The sequence below is a fragment of the Anaerococcus sp. Marseille-P3915 genome, assembly GCF_900258475.1.
In the GTDB taxonomy this organism is placed as follows: Bacteria; Bacillota; Clostridia; order Tissierellales; family Peptoniphilaceae; genus Anaerococcus; species Anaerococcus kampingae.
Genome location: NZ_LT984887.1, coordinates 1,375,510 through 1,395,808, shown reverse-complemented (window position 1 = coordinate 1,395,808; position 20,299 = coordinate 1,375,510). Strand labels below are relative to the sequence as shown.

Genomic DNA, 20,299 nt, shown 5'->3' with positions numbered 1-20,299 from the left:
ATATAGCTAGGTGATAAAATGATAGATTCGCAAATGTTAAAGGGATTGATCGATGGGATAATCCTGCACATAATCAAAAATAAGGAAACCTATGGCTATGAAATAATTGAAGAACTCAAGCTAAATGGTTTTTACAATATGACAGAAGGAACTGTCTACCCGATATTGACTAGGCTTATCAAAAAAGGCCTAATCCTAGGCACCTACAGGAAATCAGACATAGGTCCTAAGAGAAAATATTACTATATAACAGATCAGGGTAGGGACTATCTTGAGGATTTTTACAAATCATATGATAGTCTAAGCCAGGCCATGGCAAATATCCTAGAAAAGGGGAGAAAATGAGAGTCGACAAGATGATAGGCAATACCGGCCTTGATACCAGGAAAAATATAAAAAGAAATGCAAAAAAAGGAGCCCTAGTAATAAATGGCAATATAGTGAAGGATTCATCAACAAAGGTTGATCCTTATGTAGATGAAGTCTACTACATGGGCCATTTTGTAGAATATATAGAAAATATCCATCTAATGATGAATAAGCCAGCAGGCGTTTTATCAGCTACAAAAGATGAGGAAGAGACTGTAATTGACCTTTTAGATGATTTTTACCTAGATTATGACCTATCAATAGCAGGTAGGTTAGATAAGGATACAACTGGCCTTTTAATTCTATCGACAGATGGTAAACTCATTCATAAGATAACAAGTCCAAATTCAAATATTACAAAGACCTATGAGGCCATCACAAGAGATCCAATTGATAAAAGCTTCATTGAGGAATTTAAAAATGGAGTCTATATAAAAGAAGACGATTACACAGCAAGGCCTGCCGATCTTGAAATACTAGAGCCAAACAAGGCCCTTGTTAAGGTTACAGAAGGTAAGTTTCACCTTGTTAAGAGGCTTTTTTCAAATCTAGGAAATGAAGTTACCAGCTTAAAAAGAATAGCTATAGGAGATTTAAAGCTTGACCCATATTTAGGTGAGGGTGATTATAGAGAACTTACTGAAGCTGAGTTAGAACTTTTTTCTTAGCTAAGATAATTTTATGAAAACACTTGCAAAAAATTAGTAAATGTGATAATATATTAATATGTTATAATAGATGAGAGAAACGAGCTTGATTAAGATTAGGCTCGTTTTGTGTGTTTTGAGGAGAGATATGCTAGATATAAGAGAAGAATTATATGAAAATCCAATAATAATGGCTATCAAAGATGGTAAAGACTTAAGAGAGAGTCTTAAGGAAGAATATTCAGATAATAAATTAGTTTTTGTATTATATGGCAATATAGAAAGTCTTCCTACCATAGTCAAGAAATTAAAGTCTAAGAATAAGATAGTCTTTGTTCACGAAGGCCTAATAGAAGGATTGTCATCATCTCGCTATTCACCTAGTTTTATCAAAAAATACACAGAAGCTGACGGAATAATTACAACAAGGGCACAAAATGCCTATGAAGCTAGGAAGATTGGCCTTAAGTCTGTCTTAAGATTTTTTCTCTTGGATAGCTTATCTTATGAAAGTGTCAAGGATACAATCAAAAACACCTCTGCTGATCTTCTAGAAATTTTGCCAGGTATAATGCCTAAAATCATCGAAGAAATTACAGGCTGGAGCCAGGTGCCACTTATTGGTGGAGGGCTCATCAGAGATAAGGAAGATGCTATGGCAGCCCTAAAGGCAGGGGCTATTGGAGTATCATCATCAAATACTAAAATTTGGAAAATGTAAGGATTGGTTATGACAAAATATATTATGGCATTAGATGCCGGAACAACAAGCAATAGGGCGATAATTTTTAATAAAAAGGGCGAGATAATGTCTGTCGCCCAAAAAGAATTTACACAATTTTTCCCACATCCAGGCTGGGTAGAGCACGATGCTACAGAAATATGGTCCACTCAAATAGGTGTATGCACTGAGGCTATGGCAAAACTTGGAATTGAGGCGAAAGATATTGAGGCCATTGGAATTACAAACCAAAGAGAAACAACCATAGTTTGGGAAAAGGACACTGGAAAATCTGTTTATAATGCAATCGTTTGGCAATGTAGAAGAACCGCAGACATGGCTGATAAGCTGGTTGAAGATGGCTACAGGGGCATGATTCAAGAAAAAACAGGCCTTGTTGTAGACCCATATTTCTCAGCTACAAAGATTAGATGGATTCTTGATCACATAGAAAACGGCCAAGAAAGAGCTGAAAATGGAGAATTACTCTTTGGTACTGTAGATACTTGGCTAGTTTATAACCTAACTCGTGGCAAAGTACACGTTACAGATTATTCAAATGCTTCAAGAACAATGATCTTCAACATCCACACCCTAGAATGGGATGATGAACTTCTATCTATGCTTAATATTCCAAAATGCATGCTCCCAGAAGTCAAACCATCTTCTTATGTATATGGTACAACCTTCCCAGGCTACTTTGATGGCGAAATCAAGATAGCAGGTATAGCAGGTGACCAGCAAGCAGCCTTATTTGGTCAAACATGTTTTGAAAAGGGAGATGCTAAAAATACCTATGGTACAGGTGCCTTCCTACTAATGAATACTGGAGATGAAGCTGTAAAATCAGACAACGGCCTTGTAACAACAATTGCCTGGGGCCTTGAAGAAGGCAAGGTAGACTATGCCCTTGAAGGGTCAATCTTTGTTGCAGGCTCTGCCATCCAGTGGCTAAGAGACCAACTAAGGATAGTTGATGCTGCTGATGATACAGAATATATGGCCACAAAAGTAGATGATACAAATGGTTGCTATGTAGTGCCAGCCTTTACAGGACTTGGTGCTCCATATTGGGATCCATATGCAAGGGGCACAATAATTGGCCTAAGTCGTGGCACAAATAAATACCACATAGTAAGGGCGACCCTAGAATCTCTTGCCTATCTTACAAATGATGTATTAGAGGCTATGCAAAGAGATGCAGGCCATGCCCTCCACGAACTAAAGGTAGATGGTGGTGCAAGTGCTAATAATTTCCTTATGCAATTTCAAGCAGACATGATCCAATCAAAGGTAGAAAGACCAAAAACACTTGAAACAACAGCCCTAGGAGCATCTTACCTAGCAGGTCTTGCTACAGGGTTCTATAAGGATAAGGATGAAATCAGAGAGTTTAGACTTGTAGATAAGGAATTTCAACCACAAATCTCCAAGGAAGAAAGAGATAAGAAGGATAGAAATTGGCAAAGAGCCATCGGCAGGTCATTTGACTGGGCTAAGCACTATGAAGAATAAATTTGATTGAAAATTAAAATTGTGATATAATCAAAGTAAGTTAATAAAACAGAGATAAGCGAGTAAAAGTATAGCTACTTTTGCTTGCTTTTTTTTATAGGATTTTTAAGGAGCAAAGATGTTTGATGTAATAATTATAGGTGGAGGAGTTGTTGGAGCGTCAGTAGCAGCCCACCTATCAAAGAAAAAAGGTGAATTTTTATTACTAGAAAAAAATGAAGATGTATGTACCGAAACAACTAAGGCTAATTCAGGCATCTGCCATGGCGGCTATGATGCAGAACCAGGCAGCCTAAAGGCAAAATTCAATATTTTAGGAAATCAAATGATGGATGAAGAAAGCAAGCTTTTTGCCTTCCCATATAAAAAAATTGGAAGTCTAGTTTTATGCCACGATGAAAAGGACTTAGACAAGCTAGAAGCCCTATACCAGCAAGGTTTAGAAAATGGTGTAAAAGGCATGAAAATCCTAAATAGAGATCAGACCCTAGAGCTTGAGAAAAACATCACCGAAGATGTGGTAGCTTCCCTATATTGTGAAGAAGCAGGCATCCTAGATCCATTTTTAATGAACATATCCTATGCAGAAGTATCAAATATAAATGGGGTAGATTATAAATTCAACACAAAGGTAGAAAAAATCGAGAAAATCCAAGACCACTGGATTCTACATACCAACAAGGGTGATTTTGAAGCAAAGGCTGTGATAAACTGTGCAGGCCTCTATGCAGATGACCTACATAACCAAATTTCTGATACAAAATACGAGATCAAGGCCAGACGAGGTGAATATCTTCTTCTAGATAAGGAAACATCAGGTTTTGTAAAGCAAGTAATGTTTAACCTTCCAACAGAAAAAGGCAAGGGAATCCTTGTTACACCAACAATTGATAACAACACCCTTGTAGGACCTACATCAGACTTTGTAGATGATAAAGGCGACAGAAGGTCAACGAGAGAAAGACTTGAGGAAGTTATAGAAAAATCAAATCACACAGTAAAGGATGTACCAGTAAGAATGGTAATCACATCCTTCTCAGGAAATAGGGCCCACGAAATAGGCGGTGACTTTATAATTGGGGAAAGTGAAGAAGGCTTCTTTGACTGCGTGGGTATAGAATCTCCAGGCCTAACTTCATCTCCAGCCATAGGCAAATACATGGCAGATCTTGTAGGAGATAAATACGGATTTGAAGAAAACGAAGACTTTACCTATGACAGAAAACCAATACCAAAGACATGTGAGATGAGCCTTGAAGAACACTCAGAGCTAATTAAGAAAAACAAACTCTACGGCAAAATCATCTGCAGGTGTGAATCTGTAACAGAAGGTGAAATAGTAGATGCAATAAATAGGCCTCTAGGTGCAAGAACTGTAGATGGCATTAAAAGACGTGTAAGAGCAAGTGCTGGTAGGTGCCAAGGAGGATTTTGCCTTCCACATCTAATGGAAATCTTAGCCCGCGAACTAGGCGAGGATATGTCAGATGTAGTTAAAAACTCAAAAGAATCTTACTATGTAGACGGAAGAGTAAAGTAGGTGACTTATATGAAAAATTATGATTTAGTAGTAGTAGGCGGAGGACCTGCAGGCCTTGCAGCAGCAGCCAAGGCCTATGATTGTGGTATAGAAAAGATCTTAATTGTAGAAAGAGATAATAGGCTTGGTGGAATCCTTAACCAATGTATCCACAATGGTTTCGGCCTTCATAGGTTTAAAGAAGAATTAACAGGTCCAGAATATGCTGGAAGATTTGAAGATGAAGTGGCTAAGCGTGATATAGATGTAATGCTAAATACAATCGTAATGGACTTTAGCCATGATAAAACCCTAACCCTAATGAATGAAGAAAATGGCATGTTTCAAATAAGGCCAAAGGCAGTAATCCTAGCCATGGGTTGTAGGGAAAGACCAAGAGGAGCCCTAAACATACCAGGAAGCCGTCCAGCAGGGGTATATTCAGCAGGTACAGCTCAAAAATTAGTAAACCTAGATGGCTTCATGCCAGGTAAAAAAGTAGTGATCTTAGGTTCAGGCGATATAGGCCTAATTATGGCCAGACGTATGACCCTAGAAGGAGCAAAAGTCCAGTGTGTGGCAGAAATTATGCCATATTCAGGAGGTCTTAAGAGAAATATTGTCCAATGTCTAGATGACTTTGATATTCCCCTATATTTTTCAACAACAATATCAGATATAGTAGGAGATGACAGGGTAGAAGGTGTTTACCTATCAAAGGTAGATGACCATATGAAAGTCATCCCAGGCACAGAAAGATATGTAGAATGCGATGCCATCTTACTTTCTGTAGGCCTAATACCAGAAAATGAATTAAGTAGGGATGCAGAAATTACTATGGACCCAAGAACCAAGGGAGCAGAAGTATCCGATAGGATGATGACATCAATAGATGGGGTCTTTGCAGCAGGCAACGTCCTCCACGTCCACGACCTAGTAGATTATGTAACAGAAGAAAGTGAACTAGCTGGAGAAAACGCAGCAGCCTACATAAAAGATGAATTTAAAGGAGAAGGTGAAAAGAAAATTCACCTTAGGCCAGGCAATGGAGTAACTTATACAGTGCCTCAATATATAGCTCCAAGCTCAATGAGAGATGAAGTAGTAATCAGATTTAGGGTAAATAACATCTACCAAAAATCACGCCTAGTACTTGAAGTAGACGGAAAAGAAGTAGCCCAAAAGAGAAAACTAGTATTTGCACCAGGTGAAATGGAAAATCTAGTCATAAAGAAAAGCGACCTAAATGAAAACAGCGAAAAAATCGAAGTAAGATTGGAGAGCTTATGATCAAAGAATTAACCTGCATAAATTGTCCTCTAGGCTGCACAGTCAGCGTCACTGTAGAAGATGGACAAATCACAAATATCACAGGCAATACTTGCAAGAGAGGCGAAGTATATGCTAGAAATGAACTAACAAACCCAGTAAGAACAGTAACTTCTACAGCAAGGGTAGACGGAGCAAAAGAATACCTTGTATCAGTCAAAACTGAAGAGGCAGTTCCAAAAGCAAAAATCATGGAAGTAATGAAAGAAATAAATAAGGCCCACATAAAAGCCCCTGTAGCCATTGGTGATACGGTAATAGAAAACGTAGCAGGAACAGGAATAAGGGTAGTAGCCACTTCAAAAGCTAGTTAATATTTAAACAATTTAGTTTTTCAAAAAATAACTATAATATAGATTGAAATTTCAGTAAAAAATACCGACAAAATTTCTTGCCGGTATTTTTTTATTTGGATGTCTCTTTTATAAATTTGTTTATATCAGCCTTGTTGACTCTTGTAATCCCAGAATGTTCTGAGTCAAAGCGGTCAGATTCTATTTTTTTGCCCTCTTCATCTTCCATAACTTCAATTACTCTGGATCTGCAAAATGATCCCTGACAAAAGCCCATACCGGCCCTGGTTCTTCTTTTGATTGAATCAAAGCTATTGCAAGGGATGCCTCGATTCATGGCATCTCTTATTGTCGCTTCACTTACCTGTTCGCACCTGCAGACAAGCCTTTCTGGATTTCCTAGAGGAAGATCTACTTTTTTTATGACTTTGTTAAAGTCCTCTAGTTCTTTATACTCAATAATTGCCTTCCTGTGAGGGTTAAAATCAGGGGCTTTTTCAAAGCTAAGTCCTAAATCTCTTAGGATATTTTCAATAATTCTTGCCACGGCAGGGGAGGCGGTGATGCCTGGAGATTGGATGCCTACTGCATTTATGAAGCCGCTTGTCTTAGTATTTTCGATTATGAAGTCCCCTGTAGATGAGGCTGGCCTTAGGCCAGTAAAGGACCTGATGAATTCTTTTAGGTTGATTACATCATCTTTTACAGATTTTTGAGCTAGTTTATAAATTTCAGCTAGCCTTTCTATGTGGGTGCTTTTATCTATTTCTTCTTCATCTATAGCATCTGGGCCTAGGAGAAGGTTGTTGTGGTAGGTCCTTGTAACAAGGATTCCCTTGGATTTTGGGTTTGGGGTTTGGAAAAGGACTTGCTTTATCCTAGAACCAGTGCCTTTTTGCATGATTAGGTATTCGCCAGACCTTGGATGGATGGTAAAGTCTGTTTCTGTAATCATCTTTGAGATTCTAGCCCCCTCAAGACCTGAGGCATTTATTACAAATCGCCCTTCAAATGAATTTCCTGCTTCAGTCCTTACAGTGAAAATGTCCTCATCCTTGCTAATATCTGCTACTCTTTCTTCAAGCCTAAGGTCTACACCGTTTGAAATTGCATTTTCCATTAGAGCAATGACATATTCGTAAGGTGAGCAAAGGCCAGCCCCCTTGCAATATAGGGCGGACCTAGCGTTTTCGGATACATTTGGCTCGATTTCGCGAAGTTTTTTCTGATTAATAATTTCTATATCATCTAGGTCATTTTCAAGACCCATAGCCATGAGACTTTCAAGTTCCTTTTCATCTTCCTCATCAAAGGCAAGGACGAGGGATCCATTTTCCAAAAATCCGAAATTTAATTCTTCATCAAGCTTCTTAAATTCTTTCCTGCCCTCATAGCAGATTCGGCCCCTAAGCTCATGATGGGGCTCGGCATAGCCTCCGTGAATTATAGCAGAATTTGCCTTTGAAGCGCCCATAGAAACATCATTTTCCTTTTCTAGGACTAGGATATCAAGTTTGTAGGCAGATAATCTTCTGGCGATACTAGCTCCTGTGACACCAGCTCCTATAATTATTACATCATACATCTTTTTAAACCTCTCTATCAAAAAGAGCACGCTGGGCTCTTGTAACTTATTTTTTAGACAAAAAGAGAGCGATAAAAAATAAATCGCTCTCTTCTTCAAATTCTATGTAAACCTTTTCTATATTATATCATAAATAATAATAAATTCAAGATGGGTATAAATCTACTTTCTTATGTATTTATCATCATTTGATCCTTTTATTTCTTGGTATTTGTGGACTTCCATTTTGACATCATATTTTTCTCTTAATTTCATTATTTCGTCCATCATTGGTGATTGGTGGTGGATATCTAGGGCTTCTTGGTTTTCCCAGATGTCTAGAAGAAGAATCTCATCATCTCTTTCAAGGCTTTGATAGTATTCGTATCTTATATTTCCTTTTTGTGCCCTAATTCTTTCTACTATTCCTTTTTCTGTCATTTCCTTGGCGAATTTTTTGCTGTCCTTGCCCTTATATAAAATATTAATCGTTAATGTCATAGTTCTAGTAAATTTTTACCCAAATTTGAGTTATCAAATATTTTTACATTTAAAAGGCTTTTTAATAGCTAATTTGGTTTATATTTTAACTTTTAAAAGTATATTATATGTAGGAAAATAGGAGAAATGATATGAAATGTGACCACTGTGGTGCAAATATTGAAGATGATAGCTTATTTTGTCCTGTTTGCGGCAATAAGCTAGAAAAAGAAGACAAGTCTGGTGCTGACTCGTCTAAAGAGAAAGTTAAAAAATCTAATATATTTGCAGAAAAGTTTAAAAAAATTAAAGAAATGGCTAATCCTAAGCTAAAGCTTGAGGAGAAAGCTCCTAAGGCTTCGGATTTAAATGATAAGGGCCCTAGGAAGGATGAGCCTTTAAAAGCTAATAAGGCAGAAGCAAGCCCTCAAAAAGAGCCTATAAATAGGATGGATAAGTCAAGCAGAAGGTTTGAAAATTTAGGAGAGTCTAAGCAAAAAGCCAACCAAAGATCTCTTATAGAAGAAATCCAAGAAAAGGTATCTTTTAATAATGAAGCAAAAAAAGATGATTCACACCTTTATATTGACGAAAATAATAACATGGCCAAACAAGGTCTTGAGGAAAAGCTTGATAGGCTAATAGGAGATGAATCTGTTAAGCTATCAAATATAACCGTTTCTGCCGGTATAAGAAGGATTCAAGATAGGAATAGGAAGTTTGATAGGGAAAAATCTCTTGGAGACTTAAAGGATAGGACTGCAGGGGCTAGACCACTTAAGGAAAAAAGCCTTGTTCCTGTTGAAGAGATAAGTGATGCAGACCATAAAGTTGATGAAATCAAAAAAGATTCAGAATCTTTTAATCCAAAGAAATATTTCACAAATAGGAATATTATCCTAGTTGTAATAGCCTTATTAGTTGCACTCTTAGGAAGTCTTTTATATATGAAGCTCAATAAGGTAGAAGATGTTGTATTAAATCTAAGTGATTATATTACAATTTCCTACGAGGGTGAGGACGGCCAGGCTATTCCAAAGGCAGGCATTGATAAAGATAAGCTGATTTCAGATTATCAGGATAAGATCAAATATATCTCAAGGAATAATAATAAGGATTCTTACCCAAGTCCAGCCCATGAATTTGCTGAAGATTTGACCAATAATGTCATCTTCCAATATTCAAAAGATTCTGGCCTATCAAATGGTGATGAGATAACTATTATGGCAAATCTAGATAATATAAAATTATCAGATAAGTACAATGTACAGATAACATCAGCCTCAAAACCTGTGATAGTCGAAGGAGCAGGGGGAGTGGCAAGTAATGGAGCAAATGAAGATGGTAGTGTCGATCCTTTTGAATTTATAGATGTAAAATTTGAAGGACAAAGCCCGGATATAAGCCTAATAACAAGCTTAAAGGACGGAGCTCCAGAATACATGCACACAGTAGAAATATCTCCATCGAAGACAAGTGGAATCAGCGAAGGGGAAGAAATTGAGATTACACTAAATTATAGTCCAGATCAGATGACAAATAACTATGGTGTAAGTCTTAATCCAACAAAGAAGACCTTCACAGCTAGTCCAAGCAACGATACAAGTGATGATAGCGATTCAAACTTCATAAAATCTACCAGCAACCTTGATGAAAATCTCCTGGGAGAATTAAAGAACAAGGCTGGAGAGCTTATAAAACAGACAATCCTCTATAAAAATATAATAAACGTAGATAATGTCGAATACCTAGGCTCAGTTACTGGCTATAGCGATGACCAAAATGCAGAGATTAAAAATAGGGTCTACCTAATTTATGAAGTAAGCACATCAGAAAGACTAGCCGATATTAATTATCAAGGAAACTTTAAATATTACACTTTCGTAGAATTCCAAAACGTAAGCAAAAAAGCTGATGGAGATGGTAAATTCTTCACCGGAGGACCACTTACAACAGATAACCAAATATTCCATAAATTCTTCGTAGAAAGTGAATATAAGTATTATCAAATTGAATATCAAGGCTTTGGCTTCATTGACAAGGTCCTAGAACATGTGGGAAGTGCTCTAGAAGGCTTAAGTGTGACCCAAGATAATAAGACAGAAATGAACAAGCACTTTGCAACAGGCGATGGAGTCATCGGGGAATATCAAGCTGATAACCAAAGGCTATCCCTAAGAGATGATGGAAGCTTGGTATATCAAATAGATAAGGCAGTTCACACAGGCTCCTACAGTGTAGATGGAAATACAGTATCAGCAAGCATAAAGGGAGTAAATGTTGATACACCAATAACATTAACCTATGATAATGGAAGCCTAAAAGCTGACGAACAAGGAGAATTTAGACAAACAAGCTTCCAAAAAATAGAAAACTTTTAATCTTAAAAGGAAATATGGTCAAGCTGTATTTCCTTTTAAAATGCAAAATAAAAAGAGGGAATAAATGCAAAATAAAGAACTAAAATCAACTTATTATCAAGTTTATCTAGAAAGTTTCCTAGACTCAAATAACGATGGAATCGGGGATATAAATGGTCTAGCAAGTAAAATGTCAATCCTAGGCCAAGTAGGCTTTAACTACGTCTTTGTAAGCGATATTTTTGGCGAAAAAGACGGGAAAACTGACTTTAATCAAAAAAATCCAATTTTAGGGGATGATAAGGCTATAGTAAATCTCTATTGGAAGGCAAAGAAAAATAGGATCAAAGTAATCCTAGACTTTGAAAGCAGGGACTTAATAGATAGTTTTGGCCAAGATGATTTCCTAGGTGAATTTGAAAAAATAATAAAAAAATACCATGAATTAGGCATAAGAGGCATAAGGATCTTAGAAACAGATTATCTAAAAGAAATATACAAAGATAAGTTTGAAGAAATCCTAAAAAATCTAAGGCAAATCTGTATTGACCAAGAAATCCTATTTGTAGGAGAAATTGCCGATATAGATTTAATAAAAGATGACAATATCCTAGATATGGTCTACTATTCAAAGGCAAGTGATCTCATAGAAAAAAACTCCTATGGCAAATTTTATAGGCTATTAGATAGCTTACAAAACAATATAAAGGATAAGGACATCCACTATGGTATAGACCTTACAAATACTTCTCACGCAAGAATAATGGATAAAATCCTAGGAGAGACAGGCGACACCCTAGCCCTATCAAAGGCCCTTGCCATAATGATGATAACAATGGGCATAGTTCCAATCTTCTACCAAGGCGAAGAAATAGAAGCCAAGGCAGAGTATGAGCTAGATATAGAAAAGATAAAAGATTCAAAAATCAAAGAAGCCTATGAAAAATTCATAGAAAGTGGCCTTGACAAAGACCAGGCTCTTGAGAAAATCAAAAGAGAAACAAACTTCTCAAGCAAGCTTGCCATGAGATGGGACCCTACAGCCCTGGGTGGATTTTCAAAGGTGGAAAATTATTATGGAGACATGATAAATCTAGACAATAATTATAAAGACTACCTAAAAGATGCCGATTCCTTTATCTTCTACCTAAACGAATTAATCATGCTGAGAAAAAGAGAATCAGCCTTTGGTCTAGGAGATTACGAAAAAATCTTCCTAGATGATTCAGTATATGTATACAAAAAATCCTACAAAGATACAACTTATCTAATTTTAATAAATCTAACAGATGATTTTTACGAATTAGATGAAAAAATCTCAGAGCTGATGGCAGAAGGGGAAGTCATCCTAAATAACAACCAAGATTACGAGCCAGAAATCCTAGATGCCTACCAGGCCCTATTAATAAAATTATAAAAACTCATGAAAAAAACACAAGCCAAGGAATTTTGCCTAGCTTGTGTTTTAAATTTGAAAATATTTTGGGATAGAATTGGCTAATTCCTGTCTTCTTCCGTCTTAAAAATTATCATCCTATTATCATCATTTAGGTAGAGATTGATGACTTTTCCTTCATCTAGGATTTTGTATTTGAAACCTGTGCCGAAATTTGATTGGTTGTTTTTAGTAGGTTTAGAAGTGTCTTCAACTGCAGAATCAATCTCTCCATCAAAATCTGTCAGCTCATCGTAGACTTTCTTTTCTCCTGAATATAAATATAGCTTATCATTAATAACGATCATAGGAATCATAACCCACTTTACATTCTCATTAGAATTCATATTAGCTTCATCATTAATTTTGTTATTAGAACATGCTGTTAGGGCGAAAATTGTAATAAGAAAAAATACAAGTTTTTTCATATGGTCACTCCTTAAACACCACAATGCAAACGATACCAAATTTGTAAAAATATTATATTTTAAAAGATAAAAAAGCAACCATCACTGATTGCCTTTATCTGTTCGTACGAAAACTCGTTTGCTACGCAAACTCTTCCGTGCTGAGAAAACCGCTTACTTCGTAAGCTTTTCTTGCTATCGCACTGATTTTTCTCCTTAAACATCCAAACTCAATGGATGTTTAAGTGCACTAGTTTTCGGCATAAAGTCCCCAAATCAAGGGGCCTTTATGGGTAAAAGGATTCCATCCTTTCATATGTTGTTTAGTTTTGACATAAAAAAATAAGCAACTACTAATTGTTGCTTACTCATATTTGGTCGGGGTGAAAGGATTCGAACCTTCGACCTCATGTTCCCAAAACACGCGCGCTACCAAGCTGCGCCACACCCCGGTGACCACTGACTATTATAGTATACGATGTATAAACTAATTTGTCAAATATTTTCATCGATTTTTTTATTATTTTTATAAATAAGACTCTACTTGCCTTTCGGGTCTAGAATTATGATACCATATATTTTCTATTTTGTAAAATCTTAAGGCTATTTTCTTGTAAGATGGCTTATTAAGATTATAATGATTATATAGAAAGGATTATCATGGATACAATTAAGGAAGTTAAAAAAATTATAGATGATTCTAACAATATAGTATTTTTTGGAGGGGCTGGGGTTTCTACTGCATCAGGTGTGCCTGACTTTAGATCTGCTACTGGCCTTTATAATAGGGAGAATAACTCTGGTTATTCACCTGAATATATGCTTAGCCATGAGTTTTTGGTTGATCATCCTGACCAGTTTATGACTTATTGCAAGGATAATCTCATGCTTGAAGGGATTAAGCCAAATCCTGCTCACTACGCCTTAGCTAAGCTTGAGAAGATGGGCAAGCTTAAGGCTGTGATTACTCAAAATGTGGATAGTCTTCACCAAGAGGCAGGTAGTCAAAATGTTATCGAGCTTCATGGAAATTTGAGAGATTATTATTGTACTAAGTGTGGGAAGAATTTTGACCTCGCCTATGTCAAATCTTTTGAAAAAGAGGCTCACTGCGATGAGTGTGGTGGCCTTGTTAGACCTGATATTGTTCTTTATGGTGAAGGTCTTGATCAAAATAATATTTCTTACGCTATTAATCTTATTGCTAATGCTGATGTTTTGATTATCGGCGGGACTAGCTTGGTGGTTTATCCAGCAGCTGGCCTTATTGATTTTTATAGGGGCCATAAGCTTATTCTTATAAATAAGGACCCTACTAGTAGGGATAGCCGTGCAGATTATGTTATAAATGGTGATATTGCCAAAGTTATGGAAGAGATTGTGGGTGATTAGGTGGAAAAAAGAAATGGAATTGATGAATATGGTATATTTTTAATTTGCCTGGCTATAGGACTTCTTATCTTGGCTTATTTTACCAATTCATCTATTATTAATATCATATCTTCTCTTATTGTAATTTACGCTATATTTAGGTCAATGAGCGCTAATTCTATAAAGAGGAGCAAGGAAAATAGGATGTTTTTAGATAGTGTTATAAATCCTATCAAGGGTGTTTTTAATAGGGGAAATAAAAAGGATGGAGCTTATAAGTATGTAAGCTGTCCATCCTGCGGACAGAAACTTAGGATTCCTAAAAACAAGGGCAAGATTAAGGTTAGGTGCCCAAAATGCAAGGAAAAGTTTGATGCTAAGAGCTAGATTTTTTAGAAATTTTTAGTTTTTTTAGAAATATAAATTAATTTAAAATTTAGCTTTATAGACTATTTAAATTTATTTAAAACGGATGTATAATTTCCATGAAAGGGGATTAATAATGTCAAGAATAATTGGAACAACAGCGATGGGCCTTAGGGCACCAATCATTAAAACAGGCGATGATTTAGTAGAAATTGTCACCAACATGGTTAAAGAAGTATCTAAAGAAGTTAAGTTTCACGATAGGGATGTAATTGCGGTTACTGAGTCTCTTTTGGCTAGAAGCCAAGGAAACTATGCAAATTCTGATCAAATAGCTAAGGATTTTGCTAATAAGTTTGAGGCTGATGAGGTTGCGATTCTATTTCCTATCATTAGTAGAAATAGATTTTCTATTTTGCTTAAATCTTTTGCTAAATCTGGCAAAAAGCTTCACATTTGTCTATCCTATCCATCAGATGAAGTAGGTAACCTACTTATGGATGAGATGGATTTATTTAATTCTAATATAAATCCTTACAAGGATGTTCTTTCTCTTGAGGAATTTAGAGAGGTTGCTGGAGATTATAAGCACTTATTTACTGGTATGGATTATCCAGAATTTTACAAGGAACTTGCACCAAATTCTGAAATTCACTTTTTAAACAATCCGGTAGATGCTCTTAAATTTACAGACAATGTTTTAGTAAGCTCTATTCATAATAGAGAATTAGTTAAAAGACAACTTGTAGAAGCAGGTGGTAAGACTATCCTTAAGCTTGATGAGATACTTGATGGACCAGTAGATGGTTCAGGATACAATCCTTCTTATGGACTTCTAGGTTCAAACCTATCTACAGGTGAAGTTGTTAAGCTATTTCCTAGAGATGCTCAAGATTTTGTTGAAAGACTTCAAAAAAACATTATTGAAGTAGTCGGCAAAAATATTGAGGTAATGGTTTATGGCGATGGAGCTTTCAAAGATCCAGTAGGCCATATTTGGGAGTTAGCAGATCCTGTTGTATCACCAGGCTTTACAGAAGGTCTAAAGGGTACACCAAATGAGCTTAAATTAAAATATGTAGCTGACAATGAATTAACTGGTTTATCTAGCGAAGAAGCTGCAGAGAGATTTAAGAAGATGGTCAAAGAAAAGGACCAAAACACAGATAAGAATAAGACCCTAGGTACTACACCTAGACAAATTACTGACCTATTAGGTTCTCTATCAGACCTAATCTCAGGTTCAGGGGATAAGGGAACACCAGTAGTCCTAATCCAAGGCTACTTTGATAACTATTCAAACGACTAATAGAATATAAAAATTATAAATGAGCCAACTTTGCTTAAGATACCTAGCATAAAAGTTGGTTCATTGTATAATTGTAACATATACTAGACTTGTAAATATTTAATGATGGAGAAGAAAATTGAAAGACAACCAATCTTTTGACAATCAAGAAAGCAAACAGATGCAAGCCAAAAATGTAGATGAGAGAAATACTCTATCAAAGGAATACAGATTTTTCTGGATGAGTTTTGCATCAATACTAATGGCCTGTGGTACTCATTTTTTCAAATATCCAAACTCCTTTGTAATAGGTGGGGTAGAGGGTATGAGTATCATCACATCCATGTTTGTTCCCTTTACAAGGCCACAGATTACCCTATTCTATAACTTAGTTCTATTGGTAATTGGATTTTTTGTAATTGGCAAGAAATTTACCATAAGAACAGGATATGTGGCCATACTTAATTCCCTAACAGCCTTGCTTTTAGCAAGAATTGTTCCCATTCATCAATCCCTAACTGGCAATAAGATGCTAGAATTAATCTTTACCCTCCTCATGTCATCAGTTGGATCAGCTATTTTATTTAATCTAGCTGCATCAAGTGGGGGTACTGATATAATAGCGATGATAATTAAAAAATACTCCTCTCTTCAGGTAGGAAAAGCCCTTCTAGTGGTAGATTCGCTTTTCACCATAGCAGCCATCAAGATATTCGGAGTTGAGATTGGATTATTTTCAATCCTAGGCTTGCTCATGAAGGGGATTTGCGTAGATGTAATGATAGGGTCAATGAATGAGGCCAAATTATTTATAATCATAAGCTCAAAGACAGAAGAGCTTGGCAAGTTTATAAAAGTAGACTTAAATAGGTCGGCAACTGTGATAAGTGCCAAGGGCCTATATGCAGGAAGTGATATTTCTGTATTCTTGTGTGTGACAAGCAAATTTGAACAGGCAAGATTTAGGTCCTTTATCAAAAAGGTTGACCCATATTGCTTTATAACTATATTAAATACTTCATCAATTATTGGAAAAGGCTGGTATTCATCAGATGATCAGCTAGATAGCGACTGATTTAGAAAGGAGGCTTAAGGCTATGAAAAAAATCTTACAAATATTCTTAATTGCTACCTTAAGCCTATCTTTTGTAGGCAAATCCTACGCCCAGGATGCTGAGTCTAAGGAAGAAACACAGCCAGTAAAGGAAGCAGAAGTTCAAAAGCCAGCTGATAAGATAAAAATAAAAGAAGATACTAAAACCCTCGAAGAAGAAAAGGTTCAACCCTTAAAAGAGCCCGTCAAAGAAGAAGTTAAAAAGCAGGGTGAAGCAAATAGTCCTGAAAGTGAAACTAAAGAGGGGCAAAGCCCAAAAGATGCAAATCCAAAGAAAGAAAAAGAGGCGGTGTCTGCAAGTGATGCTAGTAAAAAAGAAAATGCTGACTACGAAAAGGTCCAAAAGGCTGTAGATGATTTGGTTGAAAAGCTAGATAAGAATTCAAATCTTGCCAAGGCATTAGAAGAAGTCAAAGTTACAATCAAGGCTAATAATTCAAATACAAGCATTAGTTCAAGTCAAGTCAATAAAAAGACTGAGAAAGTGATAAAGGACTATAGCCAAAAGATACAAGAGGCCAAGACACCTAGCCAGAAAAGACAGCTTGAAAATGAAGCGGCAAATATGATTAAGTCAATAAGTATAGATGTAAGTGAAGATAATAAAGCTAATGCTCAATTGCCAGAAAAAGAAAGTGAAGAGCCTAAGAAAAGACTCACCAAAGAGGTAAAGGCCAACCATAATGACGATATAAGTAAGATTTATGCCCTAGCACCAGCAGAGGAAGAAGAAATAGATTATCTAGGTTTTCTTAAAAAGCCTGTAGTAATAGTAGCTGTAATTTTAGTTATAAGCATACTTATATCAATTGGAATAGTAATTAGAAATAAAGAAAAAAATGATATAGATTCTTACTAAAAAAAGAGGCCCTGTGGCCTCTATTTTAGTATTATTATTCTTGAGCTTCGAACATGTCTTTGCCAACTCCACATACTGGGCAAACCCAATCTTCTGGAAGTTGATCAAATTCTGTACCTGCTTCAATTCCGTTATCAACATCACCTTCTGCTGGATCGTAAATATATCCGCATGCTGTACAAACGTATTTCATTGAATGTCTCCTTTCATTTTTTCTTGTAATTACATTATACCCGTAAATTCTATAATGTAACAGAAAATTTCAATTCTGATTAAAATTTGTTATTTTTTCTGTAAATTTTAAAAATATGATATTAAAAATAAAAATCGGGTATGAAGTAGTTAGGAGAGGCTATGGAGATAATTAGGACGGTCATAAATTCTGACCTTAAAGATATAAAAAAATTTAGAGATAAGCTTTTAGCTTTGTTAGAAGATAGGGACTATGATCAGGATTATATCTTCAAGCTTAGGCTGATATTAGATGAATTGACGAGCAATTCTTATAAGCATGGCAATATGAAAGATAGGCTTAAACTTATAGAAATATGTGTCAAACTTACAGATACCTATTCATATATAAAGGTAAAAGACGAGGGTAGTGGAATTTGTAGGAAACAGACTGTCGATTTATTTGCAGAAAATGGCAGGGGAATCAGACTTGTTGAATCTTTGTCGGACAGGATAGTAGTTTGTGAAAATGCAATAGCTTGTCTAATATACATATGAAGTGCTTTGATATAATAAATTAAAAGCACTTTTTTTGTTGATAATTATTGATAATTAATTAACGTTAGGTATAATATATTGATAGAATTTGTTAGTAAGAAAGAAGGAAATATGTTAAGAGAAGATGTTAGAAATGTAGCAATTATTGCCCACGTAGACCACGGTAAGACAACCCTAGTAGATGGTCTTTTAAAAACATCAGGTTTATTCAGAGATAATGAAGAAGTAAAAGAGAGAGTCATGGACTCTGATACAATCGAAAAAGAACGTGGTATTACAATTCTTGCCAAAAATACAGCAGTATCCTATAAGGATATGAAAATAAATATTATAGATACACCAGGCCACGCCGACTTTGGTGGAGAGGTTGAGAGGGTTTTAAACATGGCTGAATCTGTTGTACTTGTAGTAGATAGCCACGAAGGCCCAATGCCACAAACTAAGTTTGTACTTAAAAAGGCTATAGAATTAGGTCTACCTGCCATCATTTGTATAAACAAGGTTGATAGGCCAGATGAAAGAATTGATGAGGTAGAAGATGAAATCCTAGATCTATTCATATCTTTAGATGCAGATGAATCCTACCTTGAAAGTCCTATTGTTTATGCATCAGCCAAAAATGGATGGGCATCACTTGAAAAGGGTGTAGTCAAGGAAGATATGACTGACCTCTTAGATACAATTATAGAATACACACCAGCTTTTGAAGCGGAAGAAGATACAGGTTTTAAGGTCTTAGTTTCAACAACAGATTATAATGAATACCTAGGAACCATAGCTATAGGTAAGGTTGAATGCGGAATAATTAAGAAAAATGCCCAAGCGGTAATCACAAATTACAATGAGCCAGACAGGCTTGTAAAGGCCAAGGTAGTCACAATTTATGAATTTGACGGCTTAAGCAGGGTAGAAGTAGAAGAAGCAAAATTTGGTTCAATAGTAGCCCTATCAGGTATGGAAGATATAAATGTAGGTGATACAATCGGTACAGAAGGAGACCATGAACCAATTGAATTTACCAAAATATCTGAACCAACCCTAGCTATGACCTTTTCGGTAAATGATTCACCATTTGCAGGTCGTGATGGTAAATATGTTACTTCAAGACACCTTAGGGATAGGCTGCTTAAGGAAGCAGAAACAGATGTTTCCCTAAGAGTAGAACCAACAGATACAACAGAAGCCTTTAAGGTATCAGGTAGGGGTGAACTTCACCTATCAGTACTAATTGAAAATCTAAGACGTGAAGGCTATGAATTCCAAGTATCAAAACCTGAAGTAATGTTTAAGAGCGATGAAAATGGCAAAAAGCTAGAGCCAATTGAAATTGCAACAGTAGATGTAGATGAGGTATACACAGGATCAATTATAGATAAGCTTGGCCGTAGGAAGGGTGAAATGATTGATATGCACCCATCATCATCTGGCTACACCAGACTTGTATTTAGAATACCAGCCAGAGGCCTTATAGGCTACAGGACAGAATTTATGACCGACACCAAGGGAACAGGCATCCTAAATACCGAATTTGAAGGTTATGATAGATACAAGGGCGACCTTGATAAGAGGCAGCTAGGCTCCCTAATAGCCACAGAAAAAGGAATAGCAACAGCCTACGGTCTAAATGCAGCCCAATCTAGGGGTCAATTATTCATAGAGCCAGGTGAAGAAATCTATGAGGGCCTAATAGTAGGATCAAATGCCAAGGGCCTTGACATAGATGTGAATATTTGTAGAAAGAAAAAGATGACCAACACAAGGGCAAGCGGAAATGACGATGCCATCGTCCTTACACCAGCTAAAAAGATGAGTGTAGAAGAAATGATGGAATTTGTAGAAGAAGATGAACTAATCGAGGTTACACCACATAATCTAAGAATAAGAAAGAAAATATTAGACGCAACAAAGAGATATAAATCAAAAAAATAGGAGG

20 protein-coding genes and 1 tRNA gene are annotated in these 20,299 nt (G+C 36.1%); 16 read left to right on the top strand and 5 right to left on the bottom strand.

All coding sequences use genetic code 11. The features are described from left to right. Positions 1-18 precede the first annotated feature (18 nt). The 7 genes from C8269_RS06800 (at position 19) to C8269_RS06775 (ending at position 6,414) form a co-directional block, all read left to right on the top strand. Complete coding sequence (locus tag C8269_RS06800; protein WP_199792168.1) at positions 19-345, top strand: PadR family transcriptional regulator; 327 nt, start codon at positions 19-21, stop codon at positions 343-345. Next, positions 342-1,037, top strand: a complete 696-nt coding sequence (locus C8269_RS06795; RefSeq protein ID WP_106460958.1) for a 16S rRNA pseudouridine(516) synthase — start codon at positions 342-344, stop codon at positions 1,035-1,037. Before C8269_RS06800 ends, C8269_RS06795 begins: the two co-directional genes overlap by 4 nt. Positions 1,038-1,164: 127 nt before the next feature. Then, positions 1,165-1,737, top strand: a complete 573-nt coding sequence (locus C8269_RS10895) for a glycerol-3-phosphate responsive antiterminator (RefSeq protein WP_199792167.1) — start codon at positions 1,165-1,167, stop codon at positions 1,735-1,737. Positions 1,738-1,746: 9 nt separating this feature from the next. Next, a complete protein-coding gene (gene glpK / locus C8269_RS06790) occupies positions 1,747-3,252 on the top strand; it encodes a glycerol kinase GlpK (protein ID WP_199792166.1) in 1,506 nt (501 codons plus the stop codon). A 118-nt stretch (positions 3,253-3,370) separates the two neighbouring features. Then, complete coding sequence (locus C8269_RS06785; protein WP_106460957.1) at positions 3,371-4,792, top strand: NAD(P)/FAD-dependent oxidoreductase; 1,422 nt, start codon at positions 3,371-3,373, stop codon at positions 4,790-4,792. 9 nt (positions 4,793-4,801) lie between these two features. Next, entirely contained in the window at positions 4,802-6,061 is a 1,260-nt protein-coding gene (locus tag C8269_RS06780) for an NAD(P)/FAD-dependent oxidoreductase (protein WP_106460956.1), read from the top strand. Next, positions 6,058-6,414: a DUF1667 domain-containing protein gene (locus C8269_RS06775; RefSeq protein WP_106460955.1), complete on the top strand. Its 357-nt coding sequence runs from the start codon at positions 6,058-6,060 to the stop codon at positions 6,412-6,414. The genes C8269_RS06780 and C8269_RS06775 overlap by 4 nt, the downstream gene beginning before the upstream one ends. A 91-nt stretch (positions 6,415-6,505) precedes the next feature. Here C8269_RS06775 and C8269_RS06770 read toward each other — a convergent pair whose 3' ends face one another. Next, on the bottom strand, positions 6,506-7,978 hold the full coding sequence (locus C8269_RS06770; protein ID WP_106460954.1) for an NAD(P)/FAD-dependent oxidoreductase: 1,473 nt from the start codon (positions 7,976-7,978) through the stop codon (positions 6,506-6,508). A gap of 162 nt (positions 7,979-8,140) precedes the next feature. After that, positions 8,141-8,458, bottom strand: coding sequence for a putative quinol monooxygenase (locus C8269_RS06765; RefSeq protein ID WP_106460953.1), 318 nt, complete (start codon positions 8,456-8,458; stop codon positions 8,141-8,143). Positions 8,459-8,589: 131 nt separating this feature from the next. On the opposite strand from C8269_RS06765, the gene C8269_RS06760 reads away from it, so the two are divergent. Together C8269_RS06760 and C8269_RS06755 are read left to right on the top strand one after the other, a co-directional pair. Further along, on the top strand, positions 8,590-10,818 hold the full coding sequence (locus C8269_RS06760) for a zinc ribbon domain-containing protein (RefSeq protein WP_106460952.1): 2,229 nt from the start codon (positions 8,590-8,592) through the stop codon (positions 10,816-10,818). A 64-nt stretch (positions 10,819-10,882) separates the two neighbouring features. Then, positions 10,883-12,214 carry an alpha-amylase family glycosyl hydrolase gene (locus tag C8269_RS06755; protein WP_106460951.1) on the top strand — a complete coding sequence of 444 codons (1,332 nt, stop codon included), beginning with the start codon at positions 10,883-10,885 and terminating at the stop codon, positions 12,212-12,214. A gap of 80 nt (positions 12,215-12,294) precedes the next feature. Here the strand turns inward: C8269_RS06755 and C8269_RS06750 are convergent, their stop codons facing one another. Both C8269_RS06750 and C8269_RS06745 read right to left on the bottom strand, forming a co-directional pair. After that, positions 12,295-12,660 (bottom strand): membrane lipoprotein lipid attachment site-containing protein, encoded by a 366-nt coding sequence (locus tag C8269_RS06750; RefSeq protein ID WP_106460950.1) that lies wholly within the window; start codon positions 12,658-12,660, stop codon positions 12,295-12,297. Between the two features lie 354 nt (positions 12,661-13,014). Then, positions 13,015-13,091: transfer RNA gene (locus C8269_RS06745), tRNA-Pro, on the bottom strand. A 208-nt stretch (positions 13,092-13,299) separates the two neighbouring features. Here C8269_RS06745 and C8269_RS06740 point away from each other — a divergent pair. The 5 genes from C8269_RS06740 (at position 13,300) to C8269_RS10890 (ending at position 17,637) form a co-directional block, all read left to right on the top strand. Further along, positions 13,300-14,031 (top strand): NAD-dependent protein deacylase, encoded by a 732-nt coding sequence (locus C8269_RS06740; RefSeq protein WP_106460949.1) that lies wholly within the window; start codon positions 13,300-13,302, stop codon positions 14,029-14,031. Next, positions 14,032-14,397: a hypothetical protein gene (locus C8269_RS06735; protein WP_106460948.1), complete on the top strand. Its 366-nt coding sequence runs from the start codon at positions 14,032-14,034 to the stop codon at positions 14,395-14,397. 115 nt (positions 14,398-14,512) lie between these two features. After that, positions 14,513-15,685 (top strand): coenzyme F420-0:L-glutamate ligase, encoded by a 1,173-nt coding sequence (locus tag C8269_RS06730; protein ID WP_106460947.1) that lies wholly within the window; start codon positions 14,513-14,515, stop codon positions 15,683-15,685. Positions 15,686-15,803: 118 nt separating this feature from the next. After that, positions 15,804-16,739, top strand: a complete 936-nt coding sequence (locus tag C8269_RS06725; protein ID WP_399525096.1) for a YitT family protein — start codon at positions 15,804-15,806, stop codon at positions 16,737-16,739. 22 nt (positions 16,740-16,761) lie between these two features. Beyond that, positions 16,762-17,637, top strand: a complete 876-nt coding sequence (locus C8269_RS10890; protein ID WP_106460946.1) for a hypothetical protein — start codon at positions 16,762-16,764, stop codon at positions 17,635-17,637. 34 nt (positions 17,638-17,671) lie between these two features. Here the strand turns inward: C8269_RS10890 and rd are convergent, their stop codons facing one another. Beyond that, positions 17,672-17,830: a rubredoxin gene (gene rd, locus C8269_RS06715; protein WP_004833839.1), complete on the bottom strand. Its 159-nt coding sequence runs from the start codon at positions 17,828-17,830 to the stop codon at positions 17,672-17,674. Between the two features lie 161 nt (positions 17,831-17,991). Here rd and C8269_RS06710 point away from each other — a divergent pair, with 161 nt between their 5' ends. Both C8269_RS06710 and typA read left to right on the top strand, forming a co-directional pair. Beyond that, the gene (locus C8269_RS06710) at positions 17,992-18,366 is read left to right on the top strand and encodes an ATP-binding protein (protein ID WP_106460945.1); all 375 of its coding nucleotides are present in this window, start codon (positions 17,992-17,994) and stop codon (positions 18,364-18,366) included. 111 nt (positions 18,367-18,477) lie between these two features. Then, entirely contained in the window at positions 18,478-20,295 is a 1,818-nt protein-coding gene (typA, locus tag C8269_RS06705) for a translational GTPase TypA (RefSeq protein WP_106460944.1), read from the top strand. The last annotated feature ends 4 nt before the right edge of the window (positions 20,296-20,299 follow it).